Consider the following 20434-nt stretch of genomic DNA (forward strand, 5'->3'; position numbering starts at 1 on the left):
TAGCGTGACTAATGGTTCATTTTTACGTATTTACCCTATTTACACTTAAACATGACTTCCAGAAGCCGGTTCGTCCGAGTCTTTAACTTGCTCAATCGTTTCTTCCATCCCCGTATCAGCGTTAATGTAGATCCGGTAAATGGAGCCGTTGATTTTCCCGCCAAATTCATAACACAGTACCTCTTTGGACAGTTCATTTTCAATCAGTGCTTTCCGGTGATACGTTTCACGAAACTCAGGGTTCAGCTTCGCACGTGCTGCCTTCACATCCAGCTTAGCCTTCGGAATACGGCGGAGATGGCTATGCTCGTACACGTAGTCACTCGACTGAAAACCGATTACTTGCCCGTTATCGAGGCCGGATCTAACTGTGATTTTTTCTGGATATATGATCACATCCCCTTTTTGGGTGGCGAATGTGATGCTCGCTAAATTTCCATTTTCATCATAAGAAACAGGCTTCATCCCCGGATATCCCTTACGTTGGAGGTATTCACTCGCATAGCGGATCGCCTCATTGCGAGTTGATTTTTTCGGGCCAACCGTTCTCATATCATGGTAAGAAATAAGCTTGCCGCCTTTTTTGGTATAATCCATGGTGGCTACAGGCTTCTGTTTGTTATACAAAGTAGCTGTATAGGATGCCCATTCCGTTCCTTTACCATTTTCATGGACACGGATTTGGCTTTCCGGTTTCCCTGTAAATTCTGCCGCATTCCGCTTAATTTGCTCCGCGCTCACAGCAGGAAGACTCAGCTTCTTCACAGAGCGCTTATCATAGATGCTAGCCACGGATGGTCCCCAATCCAGCTCCTTGTAGCTCTCCACCTTTTTGTCCACAGTTTGGAAGCCATCAATAATGGTGTTATCCTTTGGACCCGTTTGTGAGCCTGGCGCCATGTCTACATCCGTCCAGCGCAAGTTTTTGCTAATAACTTTTTGACGAACTTCGTGCATATTTTTCGAAATTTCTTTGGAATTGTTATATAACGCTTTTAGATTTGATATTTCTTTCTCATTCAAAGGCTCGTGGTCCAGATCACGTACGGCAGTCTGATACGAAAATGCAGATACATGCGACAGCAAATCCTTCGCATGATTAAACGGCATTACATTGAGAGGCAACTGATTAACATCATTTTGGGCCTCACTTGTAATCCTCCACACGTTCATCAAACATTTGCGATGCATCGCGTGTGAAGTATTATGGACAGCAACCGCGTTACCAAGTTGGGAGTGCAGCTGGTCCATACGAAACGACAAATCATGAAACGCACGCTGATATTGGTTTTCCGCTTTAATCGACATGCTTTTTGCCTGAAGAGATACCTCTTTTCTCATCTGGCTTTCCCGATAACCCCACACAAATGCTCCTATCAGAATCAGGGTAACAATCGGAAACATTACGGCACTAAGTCGTCTATACATATTGGGAGTCTCCTTTCTTCAAGTACACTACCGATAGTGTGACAAGAAGAATGCTCTCTTATGCATGGTTTTCCATAAGTTCGATAATAAACTCACAGTTATCGCAGATACAGCGCTTAAATCCGGTCTGAACACTCCCTTGCTCCATCCGTCCTCTCAGTACGAAACGTTCACCACACCTTTTACAATATATCCTTACTTTAATACGCAAAAAAAAGACACCTCTTTCTCTAACAGGTTTGTCAGATCAGTGTGCCCCAATTTGTTACATATTAACCTTTTCATCCCGTTTGAACAATCGAAATGGAGATCGGTTGTTGGCCCTACCGATTTTTGCCATCCCTCCATACCAGAGGAATGCCATCAGAGGAATGATAAACCAGATCCAGTCATGTGAAATTGTCGTCAGAATCAGGTCATATATGCCATGCCAGAACCACGGAAGTACCAGTGACAGAAGCAACATATATTTGCTTTTCCAGTCCTCTGAAAACTTGGCCTTCCCCATGTAATAGCCCATCATGACTCCAAACATCGCATGACCGGATACCGGAAGTAATGATCTCATCAGCATCATACTAACAGAAGCGTGGCCTGCCCATGCGTACAACAGATTTTCAACGGTTGCAAATCCAAGCGAGATTGCGGTGGCATACAAAATACCGTCATAAGGTTCATCGAACTCGGTGTGATTATATATAAAGTGGTACAGCAAAAACCATTTAAAAAACTCTTCCACTCCGGCCGAAATGCCGAACACCTGAAATAACGTATTATCCCCCAGCCAAAGCAGCAACCCGCGTTGAAAAATCATGACAGGCAGTACCACCAAAAAACCGAGCAAAAACACTTTGATAACCATGTGCAGCGGCTCGGATTCATATCTGTCCTTCAAGTAAAAATACATTAATAAGGCGAGACCCGGCGCAGTTGCTGCCGCTAAAACAGAAAACAGAAGCACCGATCATCCCTCCGTAAAAATGAGTCGGCCCTGCATTCAGCGCAGAGCCGACAAAGTCACTTCGATATTACTTTTCCTTAGTCTCATTAAGAGCGGCTGTCAAAATGAGTGCAGATGACATCAATCGCCTGTTCAGGAATGACCAGCTTGCCATACTCCTCCAGCATTGCCGGTGTTACGGATGAGCCTTCCCCAAATTCAGCAAGAACCGCGATCAAGGCCGCAAGCTTGGGCTCTTCCACTTCTTCAGGTTCCAAATGCAGAATCCATTTTCCTCTATAATGATACAGCTTGCCTGCATCCGTGGTGTTACTACGGAGCATGTGAGCCGCTTCTATGAGTACTTCGAAATCGCTAAACGCGTAGACGATGGAATCGCTGTGCTCCAGCGTAACTTCCATTTCATACACTTCCTCCGGAAGATCATCATCGGGACCCGAGCCATATTGCTGGTGGTCGTATTTCCCCCGAGTGACGATAACTACCATGCCCTGAGCAGGAAGCGCAAATACTTCGACAGCTAACGGTCCCGTGGCGTCGAAGCCCAGCTCACTATATGCCTGATCCATCATTTCGGTGAACAGCTCATGGACTCTTGGAATCTCTTGCCACATATCGTCTTTTTGAATACCGCGTTCGCTCAAATCGTCAAAGGTAAGGAAAATCCGTATCTTGTCTTGGCTTAATCTTTCTATTTTCATACTGGACCCTCCTCCTGGCAGCCGAGTGTTATTAACAGATTATGATGCATTTATGGTGCTTGTGAAGAAAATGGTTCTATGTAATCATGTTATCATTTTATAATCGTAAATGCACGCAATAAAAATGATAAAAAAAAGAATCATTTGAACGGCTTTTACAAAAAAGCCGCAAAATGATTCGGGATAGAGGTTCCGGGTTACAAACCCGGTACGGCTGTATGAGTTTCTTTCAGGATTTGCTCGACCTCACGCTTAACATCGGGACTGGTGCTGATAAAATCTTTAATCAGCTTCATATTTTCTTCTTTTGTTTGGGCTGTATGGGCGCTATGAGCTGTTTTATCTGTTGTGGAACGGTGATCGTGATCCTTATGGGTGTCTTGCTTGTTAAGCGTAATATCACCCATTCCGGGGAACGCCGCATCCATCATTTTGGTACGGGCTTTTTGAACCAGATTACCGCCTTTTTTTCCATCCATGTTCATAGATAAGCCTAACATACTGCGGTTACGGGAGATCATAGTGCTCGCCACTGCACCCAAAACGATTCCCAGGAAAAATGAAGATGTTTTCACATTTAGAACCTCCCTTTGTGGTAGAATCAAGCATAGTGTTCGTCAGCAGAGACAAACTCATACGGTATAAATACAGGAAGGTGAGATGAATTAATGGGTACAAAAACAGCAGCCGCCTTGTTGACCGCATGTCTGCTGCTAAGTGCTTGTACTGCGGCCAAGCCGGAATCGGCAGCCACAAGCAATAACCAGACCCCGGCAACGTCTGAAACCAGTGACAACACAGACAAAGGACAGGGCACAGCTTCTTCCCCAACCAACAGCAGTGAGCATGCAGGCAGTAATCATGTTAACAACTCAGCAGTCCAAATAACACCGCAAACTGGCAACACCGTGGCCGACAGCAACGAGGCTATAAATTCAACGGCTACTGCTAACAAAACGTATCATTTGGACAAGGCTTACAACGTGGTCCCTAACCAGCAAGGAGCGGAGAAAAAGGTTGTTTTGCTGACCTTTGACGACGGACCCAAGGAAGCTGTCATGATCAACAAAATCATTGACATACTGGACAAGCACAAGGCTAAAGCCATTTTCTTCGTAAACGGTTACCGCGTAAAGGAGCACCCTGAGCTGCTCAAGCTCATACATGACCGTGGGCAGCCCATTGGCAACCATAGCTGGGATCACATCGTGCTAAAGAACAAATCCGAGGCCGAAGTGGAGAAGCAAATTGAATCGGTGCAAAAAATTGTTAAGGACACAACGGGTCAAACGCCGCTGTTCTTCCGCCCTCCTCATGGTGCAGGTGGGGATGTCGGCCGCAAGGTCGCCAAGGAAAACGGACTTTTATATATGACATGGTCCGTTGGTTCGCTCGATTGGACAATGAAAAAGAGCCAGCCGAATAAAACCGATGCAATTCTCAAAAATGTGACGGAGCAATTGCATCCAGGCAGTAATATTTTAATGCATGAGCTGCCATGGACCGTAGAAGCATTGGATAACCTGTTGACCCGTCTGGAGCAAAAGGGTTACCAATTTGTCGATCCACAAAGTATTGAGGTGCCTGTCAGTTAACAGCCCTTATATTTCTATATACCGTTCCTAAACAATGGCAAAAGAGCCTCTTTACCCGCAAGTCTTATAAGCGGGTAAAGAGGCTCTTTTAGTATACCATTCGCAATGCTTGATCCTATAAATAACTCTCACACAAGCGATCACACGGGTTTGTAATTACCAAAGCATTTTACTAATGGGCGGTGCCCCTTTGATGCCCCACCACAGCAATGCTGCTGTAATCAGCACAAAAAGTGTGCTCAAAAAATTTAAAAACCACTTGCTCACCCGGATACGGCGGGACGGAAACATTTCTGCCCGTGTCCGGTACTCACTGACAGGAGCATCATCTTCCATCGTCACAGCAACTTCCGGTGCAGCAGCAACGTGAGCCAATTCCGGTGCGGGCCGTGAAGCACGGGAGCGAACCGGTTTTGGACTGTTATCTTCCTTGCCTTTGCGTCCATTTCGGCGGGTGCCGTAAGTATGCACTCTGCTAAGTTCCTGATTCATGCTTCATACCTCCGAAAACGTAGCGCCAAACCGGATATGAGGTCAATCACAAAATGACAAATAATCGGCGCCCACAGGCTACCAGTCTGCACGTATATGTAGCCCAAGCCGTAACTACTCAGAAAAACCCAGCCTGTTGGAATCCAATGCCGCAAATAACGGATGTGGATGACCGCAAACAAGATACTTGTCCAGTAAGGCCCAAAGCTGTACTGAATCGCTCCTCTGAACAGTAGTTCCTCACAGATCGAAACGATGGCAGCTATACATACAATATGCCAGATGGGGCGGTTTTGAAACAGCATCTGGTTAATGCCCCCGTCATCCATAGCATCCTCGGGCATAATCCGAGACAGGAGCAGGTCCACCAGCAGCATAGCCGCAGCCAGTCCCAAACCCCACCACAAAACATGCAAACTGCTCGGCCAGGCAAACAGCTCCAGCACATTTCTTTTCTGAAAAATAATCCAGATTGCGCCGACCAACAGGGTCAGTCCCTGGGTTAGATACAAATTGTAAAGCAGCAAGCGGTCATTCAATTCATGAATTTGCGCTCTTTTCCATTTCATTTTAAGCTTTTTCATAGTAGTTAGTCCTCTGCATAGTCTTCTTAAGCATCATAGCCAAAAAGTCGAACGGATTCAAGAAGTCTTAAAACTTATTATTCTGCTTTCTATCGCTATTTATCTAACCCGGTGTCTACGCATATCACATGTCCTATTGACATGTCCATGTAAGCCATGATACATTATGAAAAAATTATTATCGACAACAACATTGATGGAGAAAAAGTATTGATTTCGTTTTCAGAGAGCCGGTGCTTGGGTGAAAGCCGGTGACGGAGTAATTACTTTCAGCGCTCCTGAGTTATTGCACCGAAGCCTTGGGATGATTTCCCGGCATTAGATGCAATCGGCAGAAAACCGTTATCCTTTCGGTCATATTTATGACCGCTGAAGGCAGTCCGTTGCGAAACGGCTGCGAATTAGGGTGGTACCACGATAAACTCTCGTCCCTTACTATGGAGATAGTATGTGATTCGGGAGTTTTTTTGATGCCTGCAAACCGCAAAGCGGTTCTGCATATGACCTTTTTAACCGTCAACTTGGTGCCTAATGCTATTTTATTCCTTTTCTGCGTCAATGCGTTATCACGTTAGTGCTGTCCGCGATCTTCTGCTTTTCAGAAGCAATTCAAGTTTATCTACGTTCTTTATGGAATGTATTTCAGTTGAAGTACATCCTGTCCATAAAAGAAGTTAACTTTGAGGAGGAAACCAAATGTTTAAAGTGTTAGTATCCGATCCGATCAGTGACCTGGGCATCCAGCAACTGATGGATGCAGACGATGTCACAGTGGACAAGAACACAGGTCTCAGCGAAGACGAGTTGGTTCAAATTATTGGTGACTATGATGCACTGCTCGTTCGTAGCCAAACCAAGGTAACAGAACGCATCATGACAGCAGGAAAGAACCTCAAGGTTGTCGGACGCGCCGGCGTTGGAGTGGACAATATCGATCTAGAAGCAGCAACACAACGAGGAATCATCGTCATTAACGCCCCTGACGGCAACACGATTACGACATGTGAGCATACTTTTGCCATGATGATGGCTCTGGCGCGTCATATTCCACAGGCGTATGCCAAAACCATCGGAGGTACATGGGATCGTAAAACATTTCTCGGAGTTGAGCTGCGCAACAAAACGCTTGGCGTACTCGGTATGGGGCGCATAGGCAGCGAGGTGGCCAAACGTGCCAAAGCCTTCGGCATGAGCATTCTCGGCTATGATCCGTTTCTGACGGAAGAACGCGCTGAGAAGTTGGGCATCAAGCTGGCAAGTGTGGACGAAATTATCCGCAACGCGGATTTCATGACGGTACACACTCCGTTAACACCGGAAACGAAGCATATGATTGCCCGTCCGCAGTTTGAAGTGATGAAAAAAGGGATGCGTATCATCAACTGTGCCCGGGGCGGAGTTATCGATGAATTGGCTCTCGTTGAAGCCATTGATGAAAGCATCGTTGCCGGCGCAGCCTTTGACGTATTCGAATCAGAGCCGCCAGCACAGGATCACCCTTTCCTGAGCCATCCGAAAATTATCGTTACTCCGCATCTAGGAGCATCCACAGTAGAAGCTCAGGAGAATGTAGCAATCGACGTTTCCGAGCAGGTGCTGCACATTTTGCGTGATGAGCCGTTCAAAAATGCCGTCAATATGCCTCCGGTACCATCTAACGTGATGACGCAATTGCAGCCTTATTTCTCGCTTGGCGAGAAGCTAGGCAGCTTTGCCGCTCAAGTGACGAATCAGGCTGTACGTGAAATCCAGGTGGATTACGCAGGTGATCTGTCTTCTGTAGATACACAGCCGCTGACACGTTATATCTTGAAAGGTGTGCTTAGTCGCCATCTGGGCAGCGATGTTAACATTGTGAACTCTGTCCACCTTGCCAAAACACGTGACATCCATCTTGTCGTCTCTCAGGCTCCGGCTACCAAGGGCTTTACCAACCTGATCACCGTCACGCTCAAAACTCAAAGCGGAGAGGAGCAACGTGTAGCAGGTACCCTGCTCGCAGGTTATGGCGAACGTATCGTCCGGTTGAACCAGTTCCCGGTAGACGTGGCACCAGAAGCGCATTTCCTGCTCATCTCCCACAATGACAAACCCGGCATTATCGGCCGTGTCGGCACTCTGCTTGGGGAGAACGGCGTGAATATCGCCTCCATGCAGGTAGGACGTAAAATTGTCGGTGGTGAAGCCATCATGATTCTGACCGTTGATAAAGCCGTTCCTAAAGACGTGCTGATCCAATTGGTTGGCTTGCCGGAACTGAATACCGCTCAAGAAGTGGTACTCGATTAATGATCAGCAGCAGAACATATGAACATGCTTTGCTTTTATAAGAGAGGCGCCCGGCGAACCGGGCGTCTTTTGTTATATATCCGTAACCAGCATTAGATGTACCTGTTCTGGAAGCTGAATGTTCCACGTTGAACAAGATAAATGTTGATTTTTCAACAAAAAGCACCCTCTTCCGAGGATGCCTGCGAACCGGGGTATATTCTGCACTTGGCTTACAAACTGTTACAAAGCCCGACTTTGTTTTTTTGAGATCGGCAGCAAAATAGTGAACTCCGTTCCTTCCCCCAATACGCTGGCAGCGGAGACAGATCCTCCGTGAGCCTCCACAATATTTTTAACAATAGCAAGCCCCAGACCGGTTCCTTTGTCCACGGCTCTTACTCTGGCCTTGTCTGCCTTGTAAAAGCGGTCAAAAATATAAGGCAGGTCCTCACTGGCAATACCCACACCCTCATCCTTAATCCGAATGCGGATCAGCTCATGCCGTTCTCCCAGAATCCGATCGGCACTAATGGTAACACTATTTCCGCCGGGCGTATGCCTGAACGCATTATCTAACAAGTTGGTCAGCACCTGCTCCAATCGGTCTTCATCTGCTTCAGGCAGCAGTAGATGCTGACCTTGCTCATGATAATCGAGCGTCAGCCCCTGTTCCTTAGAGCGCACCGTAAATTTACGGTGAACACGCTCGATCAATTCATTCACATCCACTTCCTGACGGTGCATGTCTGTATGACCTGCCTCCATTCTGGCCAGATCAAGCAGATCCTTGACCAATCTTCCCATACGCAACGATTCATCATGAATGACCCGTACCAATTCCTCGGATTCTTCTGGTGAGCCAGCCATTCCATCAAGCAAGGCCTCGCTATAGCCCTGCATCATGGAAAGCGGTGTACGGATTTCATGGGACACATTAGCAACAAAGTCACTCCGCATCTTCTCCAGCTTGACTTCCTCCGTGATGTCTCTGAGAACAGCGACAGCGCCACGAATTACATTATCCGTGTACAACGGCGCCATCTGTACCGACCAGGAGCCCTGTTTTACATGAATATAGTCCCCACCGTCATCTCCTCTATCCATAACAGTGTGGAACAACGGCAGCAATGGCCCAGGTACAGACACTCCGAATTCCTCCTGATCATGCTCTTGCCACTCCAGTTTTTTCCAGCTATCCAACAAACTTTGCGCAGGCGGATTCGTCAAAATGACTTGTCCGCTTCTGTCAAAGGTCATTACAGCATCAGACATACTTCTCAGCACGCTGGACAGATGATTCTTCTCCTCATTCAGACTGCGGATCGTTGCTTCCAGCTCGGTAGACATATGATTAAATGTTTTCGCCAGTTCGCCAATCTCGTCACTCGTTACCAGCGTAAGCCGCGTATCATACCTTCCCTCACGGATCGCATTCGCCGCCTGAATCAACAGCTGCATAGGCTGCGTGATTTTAGTAAAAAGAAACAAAGCAAAAAAAGTCGTCAGTAAAAAGCCGACAATGCATGCATAGATGAACAAGTGCTTTATTTCCGTCGATTCATGCGCCGCGAAATTCCTGTTGATGTACGGCAACAAAAATAGACCCAGAAAAATAAGCACACAGCCTACCAGACAAATGATGGTGATCCACAGCTTGCCTACCAGCGATTTCCAGAAGCTCACGTTATTTTGGTACCTCCAGCTTGTAGCCGACACCCCAAACCGTTGTAATCATAGCCGCTGCCTCCGGTGATACTTTGTTCAGCTTTTCACGAAGCCGTTTGACGTGTGTATCCACCGTGCGCAGATCACCAAAAAATTCATAATTCCACACATCTTTTAACAGTTCTTCGCGCGAAAATACCTTGTCCGGCGATACAGCCAAATAGTGCAGCAGCTCATACTCTTTAGGCGTGAGACTGATTTCAATCCCACCTGCGCTTACGCGATGCGCATCATGCTCAATAATAAGATTCGGAAAAACAATGCTGTTGCTTGGCACCGTCTCCTTGGTCAAAAAGGCAGTTTCTGACGAACGGCGCAAAATTGCCTTTACCCGATAAATAACCTCTCGCGGGCTAAAGGGCTTGACCACATAGTCATCTGCCCCGACCTCAAAGCCCTGTACGCGGTTCACTTCCTCGCCTTTGGCAGTCAGCATGATCACAGGTGTAGCTTTGGTTTGACGCAGACGTGTGCAAACTTCAATTCCATCCATGCCCGGTAACATCACATCGAGCAGAATAATGCTGTAATCGTTTGCAGTGGCTTTATGGAGTGCAATTTCGCCATCCTCAGCTTCATCAATTTCATATCCTTCTTTTTCCAGGTACATCCGCAGAAGCCGGCGAATGCGTTCTTCATCATCTACAATTAATATACGGTTGCTTTGTTCTGACATATTCCCAGCCCCTTCGCTAAAAAAAGCATTCTCTCTATTTTACTATTTTCCCGTGCCCGGTCAAACCTTGCTCTGTTCATTCAGCTCTCTTTACACCAAAAAGGCCGGGGTTATGACCCCCGTCCTGTCCGTTTCTTTTTCGTGTTGTCTGACTTGGCAAGTTGAATGAGACGGTTAATTTCGTCCTTGGTGAGAGATCTTGTCAGCCCGCGCTTCAGATTTTGCAGCAAAAGATCGCCGAAGGCAATCCGCTTAAGCTTGATGACCGGATGGGAAATGGCCTCAAACATCCGTCTGACCTGACGGTTTCTGCCTTCATAAATGGTAATCTGAATTACAGACTCCTTGCCGTTTGGGTCCACATCCTTGTATTCTACCTCAGCGGGTGCGGTAATACCATCCTCCAGCACGATCCCTTTTTTCAGCTTGTCCAGCTCGGTTCCGTGCGGAACGCCTTTGACTGTCGCTACATACGTCTTGGGCACATGATGCTTCGGATGGGTAAGCAAATTGGCGAACTCGCCGTCATTGGTGAGCAACAACAGCCCCTCCGTATCGTAATCAAGACGACCTACCGGATATACGCGTTCTTTAACGCCTTTCAGATAGTCGGACACGACTTTACGGCCTTCCGGATCGGAAGCACTCGTAATCACGCCTTTAGGCTTGTTCATCATTAAATAGATTTTTTTCTCGGTTTTGATCGGTCTACCCTTTACCGTAATTATATCCTGATCAGGGTCTGCCTTCGTTCCCAGCTCTGTTACGGTAACCCCGTTCACTTCCACGCTGCCCGCCTGAATAAGCTCCTCACATTTACGTCGGGAAGCTACACCAGCCTGGGCCAGTATTTTCTGCAATCTTTCCATGTTCGCTAATTCACCTCATGCTAATGATACCCATCCATGAACAAAATCACAAGCCCCGTTCACAAATCAATGCAGGAATCAAAAGACAAGCAGGCAAATCGCAATCGCCGCCACAAAACCAACTACGTCTGAAAACAGTCCCACTTTCAAGGCATAACGTCCATTTCGGATACCTACCGCGCCAAAATATACAGTCAGCACATAGAGTGTCGTGTCTGTGCTGCCCTGAATCGTGGAAGCAATACGACCGATCATGGAATCCGGGCCATACGTGCGGATCAGATCCGTCGTAAAGGCAAGCGAGCCGGTGCCCGTCAACGGGCGTAGCAGTCCTAATGGCAGTACCTCGCCGGGTACGCCCCAGCTTTTGATCCATGGCGTTACCCAGGATATCAAATAATCCAGAGCGCCGGACGCTCGAAAAATGCTGATAGCCACCATCATGCCCACGAGATGAGGAATGATGCCGATGGCCGTGGAGAAGCCATCTTTAGCTCCATCGACAAAGGAATCGTAGACGGGTACCTTTTTGGCATAGGCATATAAAGGAATAAAGGCAAGAATAGCAGGAATGGCCCAAGTCGATACGAGGTTAATGAAATAGAGCATGCCGCCCTCATCCTTTCCAGGTGATGTTCCTTCCCTTGGCAGCCGTCAGTCCTGATCGTGAAACGGGCGGCGTAGCGGGAGAGGACGCAGATACTGGCGTAGTCTGTGGTCCCTGTGTCTTTTGTGGCGGAAATGTTGATGTCGATGGCGGACTGGCTGGAGGCCGACGCAGCTCCCGACTACGGTACCAGCGATCCGCAGCAATTGCGGCAAAGGTGGCTATCGCAGTCGCCACCAGCGTCGTCCCGACAATTTCCGTCGGATTGGCGGAATGATAATTGAGCCGGATCGCGATCAGCGTGGTTGGAATAAGCGTAATGCTGGCCGTGTTCAAAGCGAGCAGCGTACACATAGCGGGTGTAGCGGTCTGCTTGTCGGGATTCAGAGATTGCAGCTCTTGCATCGCCTTAATGCCCATCGGAGTTGCTGCATTGCCCAAGCCGAGCAGATTAGCGCTCATATTAGACAAGATATACCCCATAGCCGGATGATTACGCGGAACATCAGGAAACAGAAAAGCTACTAGCGGGGCGAGCAGTTTGGATATTTTCTGTAAAAGCCCGCCATCCTCCGCCAGCTTCATCATACCCATCCAGAACACAAGCACACTAATTAGTCCAAAGCATACCGTGACGCCCGTAGCCGCCCCATCAAATGCCGCCTTGGTCACCACTTCAATATTCCCTTGCGCGGCGGCAAACACAAATCCAATACAAATCAGAGCTACCCATATGAGATGAATCAAGGCCGGTCCCTCCCTTTCACCGATGAATGTAAACTAACCCCTATGCTCCAAACAGATTTCTTAAAATTGCGCTCCATCCGCTCGCCCAGGTGCGCTCTTGGTTGCCGCCGCTTGCGGAAGCTTGTGGAGTCGGCATTTCCTGTTGTGGTTGTACTGTGCTTGGATTGGGTAGCTTGCTACCTTTTTCATACACAGGTACGGAGCCAATAAGCTTGCCTTCCAGCAGGAACTCGACACGTCCCCGCAAACCAAAGGATGCGTCAGCTCTGTTAGAGTTGGCCTTTTTATACAGGACCAGTCTTTTGTGCAGCTGCGCCTTCTCCCCATCATGCAAAGGATAAGCGAAGCTTGTGCCAGTCAAGAGCGGATAACCGTCAATCGGTTGTTGCTTGTCCGTAATCGGAACAAGTGGATAATATTGGAATCCGTAGTCGAGCATGCGGGCATGGTCGTTCCAATCGTCTCCATCATTTAAGGTAACAGCGGCAAGCTGACGACCGTCCCTTGTAGCAGAACTAACCAGACAGCGAAACGCTTTTTTCGTAAAACCCGTTTTTACACCATCAGCCCCCTCATAGAGCCTTAGCATCTTATTCTTGTTATGCCATGAATAATCCCATGATTCATTCGGATTAGGCGCTTTTTTTAACTCCGTCTTCACAATGCGGGCAAAGGTCGGATTATGCAGCGCATAAGCGGTAAGTCGGGCCAAATCATTAGCAGAGGAATAGTGACCCTCGGCATCCAGTCCATGCGGATTAGCAAAGTGGGAATGGCTTAGTCCAAGCTCAACCGCCTTCTCATTCATCAAATGAACAAATCCCTCTTCCGTCCCTCCCACATGCTCAGCAATGGCGGAAGCCGCATCGTTACCGGAACGGAGCATCAAGCCGTACAGCATATTTTCCAGTGTCATTTGTTCACCCTTTTGTAGAAAAAGCGAGGAACCCTCTTTGGCAAAAGCCGTCGGACTCACCTTTACCGGATCCTGCAAGCGTCCATGTTCGATGGCTACGATCGCGGTCATGATTTTGGTCAAACTGGCAATTCGCAGCTCTCGGTCACCCTCGGCGGAATATATGATTCTTCCTGAAGTGACATCAATAAGAGAGGAAGCCTGTGCATGTGTTGTAAAAACAGGTGGAACTTCCTCCTTCTTTACTGCCCCCCGAACAGGCTGCGGATTCATTAATGTGAGCGGCAATGTCAGGACGAGCAGCAGTGCCAGCGGCAACACAAATGTACATGTCTTGGGCGAAAGCTGGCTGTGGACCGTTTGGATTGTTGGCTTTCTTTTAAACATTTGGATTCCTCCGGTTTTGAACAAGTCTTGTACCATTCTATGTCCAAGCTGTTCAAAGTATGTCCACCTTTATAGCAGAAAATCCCTCCAGAATTAATGGTGTACCGCTCATTTCTTCCGCTTACTTTTTGAAAGAAATCAGGCAATTTGCACTCCAGATGACATATATATAATAGTTACTAAACTTGATGAATGAATGGAGGTACCCACATGCAGCGGCAACAGTTTGAAACGACCTTAAGAAGCCGAATTGTCGAGGCAGCGGAAGCTTTGAATCAAAGCGGTGTATCCTTTGCCACCTTTGATACCGCACGCTGTAACGAGCAATTTTGGAATTTGACGGAAAAAGGCGGATTTCAGCTCAAAGCAGGTATCACTCCGGCGCAGGGGATCAGGGATATTTTTGAGAATGGACATAAATATGCCTTTGAGTGTGCGACAGCTATGGTCATTGTGCTCTACAAAGGAGTGCTGGATTCCATTCTGGAAAGTGAATTTAATCGGATTTTTGCCGATATGCTGCTGTATGATTGGCACTATGACAGTGATCTCAAACTCATACAGGAGCAAGGGAGTCACAAGGCTGTTCCTGGCGATATTCTGTATTTCAATAATCCTGATGTATCACCCGAAACGCCGGAGTGGAAAGGAGAAAATGTTGTCAAGCTAAGGGAAGACTCGTTTTATGGTCACGGCATCGGCATTCGCACAGCGGAAGGCATCATTGACTCCCTCAATCGTCATCGACGACCGGGGGCCACCACTTCTGCTTATTTGACAAATGAAGTGATCTACCCCGATTTTGCCTATCTGTCGCAGTTTGCCCCTGAAGGAAACCGGGAAGAAGAACTTGCGCTGAGCCCTTCACAAGAGCACCCTCCCCGTATACATGCGAGCATTGGTGGAAGACAGTATATCCGTGCATAAAAGTACTATGGTTAGGTATATGTAAAAAAAGAGGGTGTTCCTTAGCCAATAGCTGACTTTGGAACACCCTCCTGTGCTAAAAATCCTACTCCATACCGTTACAAAGAAGCTGGGCCAGTGTGATTGTGATCTGTGTTAACATCTACCGGGACCTGTGGAGGCGGAGTATGCATATCCACGTCGGCATTCCGGAAGATAGATTGGACTTTATCAATCAGGTATGGTGTAGAGTCGATCAATTTTTCAATCAGATGAGTCTGATTATCCAGCGGAACGATTTGTGCACCTTGTTTGCCAACAACCAAAAAAGCGATTGGATGAATGGATACCCCGCCACCGCTACCGCCACCAAAAGGATGTCCTTCCTTGCCGCTGTGAGCACCTGACGACGAGGATGTATGAAGCGCCTCTTCATCTACATTAAAATCGCTGCCCCCGGCTGCGAAGCCAAATCCCACCTTACTAATCGGCAAAATAACGGAACCATCGGGTGTTTCCACCGCGTCCCCCACAATCGTATTCACGTCCACCATGGCTTTGATGTTCTCCATGGCGGTTTGCATGAGCCCTTGAATCGGGTGATCTGACATGATTATTCCTCCTCTGCTTTGTTCAAGCGTAGACTGCCTTTTCTTACGCTATTGTGCGCAGGGTTCAAGGAAATATGTATGGCTCATTATTCCTCATGCTTTATTGGTTGCTTGGAGAATACCCGTTTCCACGCCTCTGCACCGCCTGGTACGCGCCATATGCGGTAAGCCAGCATGAGCATCGAATAAACGACATAACCCAGTGAAATACTTGCCTCACAGGTCAAAGTGGTAGTAAAACGCAGGCGATCCACCCAATAAGGCACGACAAACAGCTTAGGTGTGCAGTTCATTCGCACAAAGCTGGAGGCAAAACCGATCAGTGACGTTTTCAGCCCCCACAGTATCCCGGTAGAGGTAGCTGTATAAGCAGCGTCAGCAAGACTGATATTGGTGGACCATTCCATTTTCGACATTGTCACATGGGCTAGTGTATGACGTATCCATCGTTGGAAGGACCTCGTTCCTTTCAGCAGTATCCGAACGTCGTGTATAAATCGCTTAATTTTCTCTTTATCGATGGTGCCGCTGTCAATGGTGGCGTCGGTTTTATGTATGTTTTTGTTGCGATCGAGTCGATAGAGAAGCCCTTTTTGCAAACCAGCCAGCAGAATAGCCGGAATGTCATAATTTATTTTAATCCACCCGTACAGAAATCTGATCTCCAGATGCGCCCGGTCATCAGTATCATGCTTGGCAATATCCAGCTTCAATCGGATACGGGAGAGCAGAACAGCCAGCACAAGTAACAAAACGACGATGATGGCGATACCGATCCATTTCCACACTGGCGAGTCCTCCCTGCCTTTTTTCTCCATGGATATACCATGGCAAAAATAGTATGGCCCTTCGCCCGGAAAACATGCATCCTGAAATGCTAAACAGCCAGCTCCCATTACGCGAGGACTGGCTGTTTACTAAATTTCGAACCTGTAACAATGAGGAGGAACCCGTATAAAAGGCTTCTGTCAGGCATCAAGATTCCGTATTATTCATATCCGGCTGACTGCTCTCCAAACGTTCGAACAACAATTGTGTCTCTTCCTCCAAATGTTCCGAGTCCTCAAACAGCTCAGGCTGCGGCAAATCCACTAAAGAACCCAGACCAAAATAATCCAGAAATGACTTCGTCGTACCATACAAAATCGGCCGTCCTATAGCCTCAGCCCGACCTTTTTCCTCAATAAGCTCCTTGTTGACCAGAGTATGTATGGCCCGCTCAGATTTGACACCGCGAATATCTTCGATTTCAATTCTTGTAATGGGCTGGCGATAGGCCACAATGGCAAGTGTCTCCAAAGCTGCTTGCGACAGCGAGGCACGTGCCGGAGAGTAGGCGAGCTTTTCAAAATAAGGTGCATGTTCGGATAAGGTTGCCAACTGATAGTGACCGGCGATACGGACAATTTGCAGACCTCTTCCTCCCTGCTCCATGTCCTGCTTCATATCCTCCAGACCCTTTTCAACCAGCTCTTGCTGCTGCTCTACAATGTCGGCGATCTGCTTGGCGGACAACCCTTCCTCTCCCGCGAGAAACAGCAGTCCCTCAATAATTGATTTCAGCTTCAGATAATCCATTAACCCGTAAATCCCCTCTCCACTCCATTACAATATCATCGAAAAGTTTCTCCTGATAGCAGAAAATCTGTTTCATTTTCATCAGTTCGAGGATAGCCAAAAAGGTGACTACCACTTCATGCCTATACATATCCTCATGCATCAGCTTGGAGAATAAAAGCCGTCCCCCCGTTCCCACCAGCTCCAACGCCCCGATAACCTGCCGAATACGGTCCTTGACCGAAATCTCATCTCGGTGAATACGGGTTACCGTCGTACGTCGTTCTGCTTTTCTCAGTGCACGCTGAAAAGCCGCGACCAAATCGCTTGCATGCAGCCCGTGCACGGGATTGGCAGGTTCGGTGGGCAGGAATGCGCTCAGATCCTCCGGTTCCTTGCCATAGATCAGACTTCGTTCCCATTCACGTTCGCTCAGATGGCGGGCAATCCCTTTATATTTACGATACTCCACCAGCTTGCGAACCAGTTCATCCCGTGGATCATAATCCTCTTCTTCATAAAAATCCAAATCGTCATATTCCATTACAGGTGGCTTGGGAAGCAGCAATTTACTCTTAATGGATAAGAGCGTCGCCGCCATTACCAGAAACTCGCTCGTAATGTCCAGTTCCAGCTCCTGCATACTGTGCAAAAAAGCCATATACTGATCGGTAATATCACTAATAGGGATATCCTGAATATCGATCTCGGCCTTATCAATCAGATGCAACAGCAGATCCAGCGGACCCTCGAATGTTTCCAGCTTGTAATTTACGACTGTCAATATGCTTCCCCCTGCCTTGCTCCAATCATCATTCAACAATACCTTTCCCCGTTAGCACGTATGCTCGACTTTATCAATCCCTCTTTCTGTAGTATATACGTCATCGCCTTGCTTAACAATCCAATCCCATTTTCCGGCTATAGTTATGCCGTTCCAATCAGATGTTCACAAAATTAAAACTGCTTGCCCAGATTCGCCATCTCAATCGCAGCCAGGGCTGAATCCCAGCCTTTATTACCAGCCTTCGTACCTGCACGCTCAATAGCCTGTTCTATGTTTTCCGTCGTCACTACACCGAAAATAACAGGCACACCTGTTTTCAGACTGCTTGCCGCCACACCCTTGGCCACTTCATTGCAGACGATATCATAATGCGAGGTAGAACCACGGATCACCGTACCCAGCGTAATAACAGCATCGTATTTACCGCTTGCAGCCATTTTTTGAGCAATTAGTGAAATTTCAAAAGCGCCTGGCACCCAGGCCACATCAATCTCATCTTCCTCCGCTCCATGCCGCTGAAGTGCGTCGATTGCACCGCTTAACAGCTTACTCGTAATAAACTCATTAAACCGGCCCACTACAATACCATACTTCAAACCATCCGATACGAGATTACCTTCCAGAAAACGTGCCATATGAATCAACCTCTCTTTTTTAAAATAATGAGTTGCAAAACTGTACTTACAATGACATACGACGACGATAATCAATCAAATCCTGAATACTGATCAGCTTCAAATGATGACGCTTGGCGATCACTGCCAAATCAGGTACCCGAGCCATGGACCCATCTTCCTTTATAATTTCGCAAATGACCCCGGCGGGTTTGGAGCCGCAGAGCCGGGCCAGATCAACAGCCGCCTCGGTATGACCCGCACGCTGCAAAACACCCCCATCGTGGGCGATCAGCGGAAACATGTGACCTGGCTTGCGGAAATCACTTCCTGTGGCTGTTTCGTCGGTCAGCGCACGCACGGTCAATGAACGCTCGGCTGCTGAAATCCCCGTTGTCGTCTCTATGTGATCCACCGACACGGTAAAGGCTGTGCCGTGGAAATCTGTATTTTGCTCCACCATCGGCTGCAATTCCAGTGCCTCGGCTCTTTGCCCTGTAATCGGCACACAGACCAACCCGCGGCCTTCGGTAATCATGAAATTAATGACCTCGGGGGACGCCTTTTCAGCCAGAGCGATAAAATCGCCTTCGTTTTCCCGTTGCTCATCATCCACCACGATCACGACTTTACCGTTCTTTAGTTCCTCCAGCGCTTCTTCAATGGAATCCAGACGAATTTCCATTTCCTGCTCCAACACACCATACTCCACGACGTCAGCCACTATGTTTGAATGGCTCTCTCTACTCCCGCTTTCCATTACGCTTTCCTCCTTATTTCTTGTGGCATCAGGCAAAGCCGTGCTTCGTCAAATAATCCAGACTCATAGGAGCTTTCTCTGTTCCCTCCGTCACTGCTAATTTTCCGTAGTTCAAAAGCTGCTCCACATATTTGCCTAAGATGTCGCATTCAATATTGACGGAGTCTCCCTCACGTTTGGCCTGCAAGGCCGTCTCGGATAAAGTATGGGGGATGATAGATACGGCAAAGGTATCTCCCGTGCGCTGGGCAACCGTAAGGCTGATACCGTCGAGAGTAATCGAGCCTTTGAGAAGAATATATTTGAATATTGCCTGATCAGTAGGAGCAACTTCATACACAACCGCATTCTGGTCTGAGGTCACCCGACGAATCGTGCCCGTTCCATCCACATGTCCTTGTACGATATGCCCTCCGAACCTGCCGTTCGCCACCATAGCCCGTTCCAAATTGACCTGGCTACCGGATTTCAGCTCCTTCAAATTGCTGCTGCGAAAGGTTTGCGGCATCACGTCTACCTTAAAATCCTTAGTACCCACCTGTGTTGCGGTCAGACAAACACCATTCACGGAAACACTGTCTCCTATTTTCAAATCGCCCAATACCACAGCACCTGTAATGCCCAGCACCATCGCTTCTCCGCTTCTGGAAATCTGCTGAATCCGTCCCACCTCCTCGACCAATCCGGTAAACATGCCTTCACTCCTTTCCATCTAAAGTTCAGTTTATTCCTGATTCATCAGGGTAAGCGCAAAAAACCCCCAGTCCGGATCATATCCGTCATGGGGGTGATGAGAGTCGAATTTGCAGTATGCAAGCGCAGTCCATATACATCCTGAGACCACATGAATAACAAGCTTGCCAATAGAAAGCATGAATGTGCATACGACCAAATACGCTCAGAAGCGTCTCCGAAAAAAGCTTGAAGAACAAGCAATCTTCCGTATGCTATCTGCAACGAAATAAGCCGTACGTACCATTACGTATGCTAAAAATCGGCACATGTCACGTCATGCACATGCGCTTCGTATCCTTCTCCCATCCAGACTATACTGTCGGTCCCGGAATTGCACCAGGTCCACCGTCTGCTGATCGTTCAGCATCCGGGTCACGGACTAAGCCGCGCTGTTCATCGCAGAAGCTATGTACAGACACGTCATCACCGCCGGTGGGGAATTGCGCCCCGCCCCGAAGGATCTTGCTCTTATTTAATTGAATTAGCATTAAACTTGTTACGTATA

At 47.8% G+C, this 20434-nt stretch carries 22 protein-coding genes, 1 riboswitch and 1 other annotated feature; of the genes, 3 read left to right on the forward strand and 19 right to left on the reverse strand.

The features are described 5' to 3' along the window. Positions 1 to 45: 45 nt before the first annotated feature. The 4 genes from ypeB to C1I60_RS21175 form a co-directional block, all read right to left on the reverse strand. Positions 46 to 1428, reverse strand: a complete 1383-nt coding sequence (gene ypeB / locus C1I60_RS21160) for a germination protein YpeB (RefSeq protein WP_137063482.1) — start codon at positions 1426 to 1428, stop codon at positions 46 to 48. Positions 1429 to 1693: 265 nt separating this feature from the next. Beyond that, a complete protein-coding gene (gene prsW / locus C1I60_RS21165) occupies positions 1694 to 2389 on the reverse strand; it encodes a glutamic-type intramembrane protease PrsW (protein ID WP_137063483.1) in 696 nt (231 codons plus the stop codon). A gap of 86 nt (positions 2390 to 2475) precedes the next feature. Beyond that, positions 2476 to 3090 carry a genetic competence negative regulator gene (locus C1I60_RS21170; RefSeq protein ID WP_137063484.1) on the reverse strand — a complete coding sequence of 205 codons (615 nt, stop codon included), beginning with the start codon at positions 3088 to 3090 and terminating at the stop codon, positions 2476 to 2478. 197 nt (positions 3091 to 3287) lie between these two features. Continuing rightward, positions 3288 to 3665 (reverse strand): hypothetical protein, encoded by a 378-nt coding sequence (locus C1I60_RS21175; protein ID WP_137063485.1) that lies wholly within the window; start codon positions 3663 to 3665, stop codon positions 3288 to 3290. Between the two features lie 93 nt (positions 3666 to 3758). On the opposite strand from C1I60_RS21175, the gene C1I60_RS21180 reads away from it, so the two are divergent. Further along, positions 3759 to 4685, forward strand: coding sequence for a polysaccharide deacetylase family protein (locus C1I60_RS21180; RefSeq protein WP_137063486.1), 927 nt, complete (start codon positions 3759 to 3761; stop codon positions 4683 to 4685). Between the two features lie 156 nt (positions 4686 to 4841). On the opposite strand, the gene C1I60_RS21185 is transcribed toward C1I60_RS21180, so the two are convergent. After that, entirely contained in the window at positions 4842 to 5177 is a 336-nt protein-coding gene (locus C1I60_RS21185) for a hypothetical protein (protein WP_137063487.1), read from the reverse strand. Beyond that, positions 5174 to 5761 carry a type II CAAX endopeptidase family protein gene (locus C1I60_RS21190; RefSeq protein ID WP_137063488.1) on the reverse strand — a complete coding sequence of 196 codons (588 nt, stop codon included), beginning with the start codon at positions 5759 to 5761 and terminating at the stop codon, positions 5174 to 5176. The genes C1I60_RS21185 and C1I60_RS21190 overlap by 4 nt, the downstream gene beginning before the upstream one ends. A gap of 184 nt (positions 5762 to 5945) precedes the next feature. Further along, positions 5946 to 6197, forward strand: a binding site (T-box leader). A gap of 260 nt (positions 6198 to 6457) precedes the next feature. Between C1I60_RS21190 and serA the strand changes: the two genes are divergently transcribed. Beyond that, on the forward strand, positions 6458 to 8050 hold the full coding sequence (serA, locus tag C1I60_RS21195; RefSeq protein ID WP_137063489.1) for a phosphoglycerate dehydrogenase: 1593 nt from the start codon (positions 6458 to 6460) through the stop codon (positions 8048 to 8050). Between the two features lie 222 nt (positions 8051 to 8272). Here serA and C1I60_RS21200 read toward each other — a convergent pair whose 3' ends face one another. The 6 genes from C1I60_RS21200 to C1I60_RS21225 all read right to left on the reverse strand — a co-directional run bounded on the left by C1I60_RS21200 (position 8273) and on the right by C1I60_RS21225 (position 13959). Further along, entirely contained in the window at positions 8273 to 9715 is a 1443-nt protein-coding gene (locus C1I60_RS21200; protein WP_137063490.1) for an ATP-binding protein, read from the reverse strand. A 1-nt stretch (position 9716) separates the two neighbouring features. After that, positions 9717 to 10433, reverse strand: a complete 717-nt coding sequence (locus tag C1I60_RS21205) for a response regulator transcription factor (RefSeq protein WP_137063491.1) — start codon at positions 10431 to 10433, stop codon at positions 9717 to 9719. 110 nt (positions 10434 to 10543) lie between these two features. Next, positions 10544 to 11302 carry a pseudouridine synthase gene (locus tag C1I60_RS21210; protein WP_137063492.1) on the reverse strand — a complete coding sequence of 253 codons (759 nt, stop codon included), beginning with the start codon at positions 11300 to 11302 and terminating at the stop codon, positions 10544 to 10546. Positions 11303 to 11380: 78 nt separating this feature from the next. Next, on the reverse strand, positions 11381 to 11911 hold the full coding sequence (locus tag C1I60_RS21215; RefSeq protein WP_137063493.1) for a spore maturation protein: 531 nt from the start codon (positions 11909 to 11911) through the stop codon (positions 11381 to 11383). 7 nt (positions 11912 to 11918) lie between these two features. After that, complete coding sequence (locus C1I60_RS21220) at positions 11919 to 12656, reverse strand: nucleoside recognition domain-containing protein (protein ID WP_137063494.1); 738 nt, start codon at positions 12654 to 12656, stop codon at positions 11919 to 11921. A 40-nt stretch (positions 12657 to 12696) separates the two neighbouring features. Further along, positions 12697 to 13959, reverse strand: a complete 1263-nt coding sequence (locus C1I60_RS21225) for a D-alanyl-D-alanine carboxypeptidase family protein (protein ID WP_137063495.1) — start codon at positions 13957 to 13959, stop codon at positions 12697 to 12699. A gap of 210 nt (positions 13960 to 14169) precedes the next feature. Here C1I60_RS21225 and C1I60_RS21230 point away from each other — a divergent pair, with 210 nt between their 5' ends. Further along, positions 14170 to 14886 (forward strand): protein-glutamine gamma-glutamyltransferase, encoded by a 717-nt coding sequence (locus C1I60_RS21230; protein ID WP_137063496.1) that lies wholly within the window; start codon positions 14170 to 14172, stop codon positions 14884 to 14886. Positions 14887 to 14984: 98 nt separating this feature from the next. Here the strand turns inward: C1I60_RS21230 and ytfJ are convergent, their stop codons facing one another. The 7 genes from ytfJ to ribE form a co-directional block, all read right to left on the reverse strand. Then, entirely contained in the window at positions 14985 to 15476 is a 492-nt protein-coding gene (gene ytfJ / locus C1I60_RS21235; protein WP_137063497.1) for a GerW family sporulation protein, read from the reverse strand. An 86-nt stretch (positions 15477 to 15562) separates the two neighbouring features. Further along, the gene (locus C1I60_RS21240) at positions 15563 to 16264 is read right to left on the reverse strand and encodes a DUF2953 domain-containing protein (RefSeq protein ID WP_137063498.1); all 702 of its coding nucleotides are present in this window, start codon (positions 16262 to 16264) and stop codon (positions 15563 to 15565) included. A 187-nt stretch (positions 16265 to 16451) separates the two neighbouring features. After that, positions 16452 to 17054 carry an SMC-Scp complex subunit ScpB gene (scpB, locus tag C1I60_RS21245; RefSeq protein ID WP_137063499.1) on the reverse strand — a complete coding sequence of 201 codons (603 nt, stop codon included), beginning with the start codon at positions 17052 to 17054 and terminating at the stop codon, positions 16452 to 16454. Beyond that, on the reverse strand, positions 17023 to 17817 hold the full coding sequence (locus C1I60_RS21250) for a segregation and condensation protein A (protein ID WP_137063500.1): 795 nt from the start codon (positions 17815 to 17817) through the stop codon (positions 17023 to 17025). The genes scpB and C1I60_RS21250 overlap by 32 nt, the downstream gene beginning before the upstream one ends. Before the next feature lie 173 nt (positions 17818 to 17990). Next, positions 17991 to 18455 carry a 6,7-dimethyl-8-ribityllumazine synthase gene (gene ribH / locus C1I60_RS21255; protein WP_137063501.1) on the reverse strand — a complete coding sequence of 155 codons (465 nt, stop codon included), beginning with the start codon at positions 18453 to 18455 and terminating at the stop codon, positions 17991 to 17993. Between the two features lie 46 nt (positions 18456 to 18501). Beyond that, complete coding sequence (ribB, locus tag C1I60_RS21260; RefSeq protein ID WP_137063502.1) at positions 18502 to 19194, reverse strand: 3,4-dihydroxy-2-butanone-4-phosphate synthase; 693 nt, start codon at positions 19192 to 19194, stop codon at positions 18502 to 18504. A gap of 28 nt (positions 19195 to 19222) precedes the next feature. Next, positions 19223 to 19888, reverse strand: coding sequence for a riboflavin synthase (gene ribE / locus C1I60_RS21265; RefSeq protein WP_137063503.1), 666 nt, complete (start codon positions 19886 to 19888; stop codon positions 19223 to 19225). Between the two features lie 331 nt (positions 19889 to 20219). Beyond that, positions 20220 to 20393, reverse strand: a riboswitch (FMN riboswitch). Positions 20394 to 20434: the final 41 nt, after the last annotated feature.

It is taken from the genome of Paenibacillus terrae (assembly GCF_005217525.1).
Lineage (GTDB): Bacteria > Bacillota > Bacilli > Paenibacillales > Paenibacillaceae > Paenibacillus > Paenibacillus terrae_C.

Coding starts and splice junctions, on each gene's coding strand:
- ypeB (WP_137063482.1), bottom strand. CDS start 1,428: ATGTATAGACGACTTAGTGCCGTAATGTTTCCGATTGTTACCCTGATT.
- C1I60_RS21170 (WP_137063484.1), bottom strand. CDS start 3,090: ATGAAAATAGAAAGATTAAGCCAAGACAAGATACGGATTTTCCTTACC.
- C1I60_RS21180 (WP_137063486.1), top strand. CDS start 3,759: ATGGGTACAAAAACAGCAGCCGCCTTGTTGACCGCATGTCTGCTGCTA.
- C1I60_RS21185 (WP_137063487.1), bottom strand. CDS start 5,177: ATGAATCAGGAACTTAGCAGAGTGCATACTTACGGCACCCGCCGAAAT.
- C1I60_RS21190 (WP_137063488.1), bottom strand. CDS start 5,761: ATGAAAAAGCTTAAAATGAAATGGAAAAGAGCGCAAATTCATGAATTG.
- serA (WP_137063489.1), top strand. CDS start 6,458: ATGTTTAAAGTGTTAGTATCCGATCCGATCAGTGACCTGGGCATCCAG.
- C1I60_RS21205 (WP_137063491.1), bottom strand. CDS start 10,433: ATGTCAGAACAAAGCAACCGTATATTAATTGTAGATGATGAAGAACGC.
- C1I60_RS21210 (WP_137063492.1), bottom strand. CDS start 11,302: ATGGAAAGATTGCAGAAAATACTGGCCCAGGCTGGTGTAGCTTCCCGA.
- C1I60_RS21215 (WP_137063493.1), bottom strand. CDS start 11,911: ATGCTCTATTTCATTAACCTCGTATCGACTTGGGCCATTCCTGCTATT.
- C1I60_RS21225 (WP_137063495.1), bottom strand. CDS start 13,959: ATGTTTAAAAGAAAGCCAACAATCCAAACGGTCCACAGCCAGCTTTCG.
- C1I60_RS21230 (WP_137063496.1), top strand. CDS start 14,170: ATGCAGCGGCAACAGTTTGAAACGACCTTAAGAAGCCGAATTGTCGAG.
- ytfJ (WP_137063497.1), bottom strand. CDS start 15,476: ATGTCAGATCACCCGATTCAAGGGCTCATGCAAACCGCCATGGAGAAC.
- scpB (WP_137063499.1), bottom strand. CDS start 17,054: ATGGATTATCTGAAGCTGAAATCAATTATTGAGGGACTGCTGTTTCTC.
- ribH (WP_137063501.1), bottom strand. CDS start 18,455: ATGGCACGTTTTCTGGAAGGTAATCTCGTATCGGATGGTTTGAAGTAT.
- ribB (WP_137063502.1), bottom strand. CDS start 19,194: ATGGAAAGCGGGAGTAGAGAGAGCCATTCAAACATAGTGGCTGACGTC.
- ribE (WP_137063503.1), bottom strand. CDS start 19,888: ATGTTTACCGGATTGGTCGAGGAGGTGGGACGGATTCAGCAGATTTCC.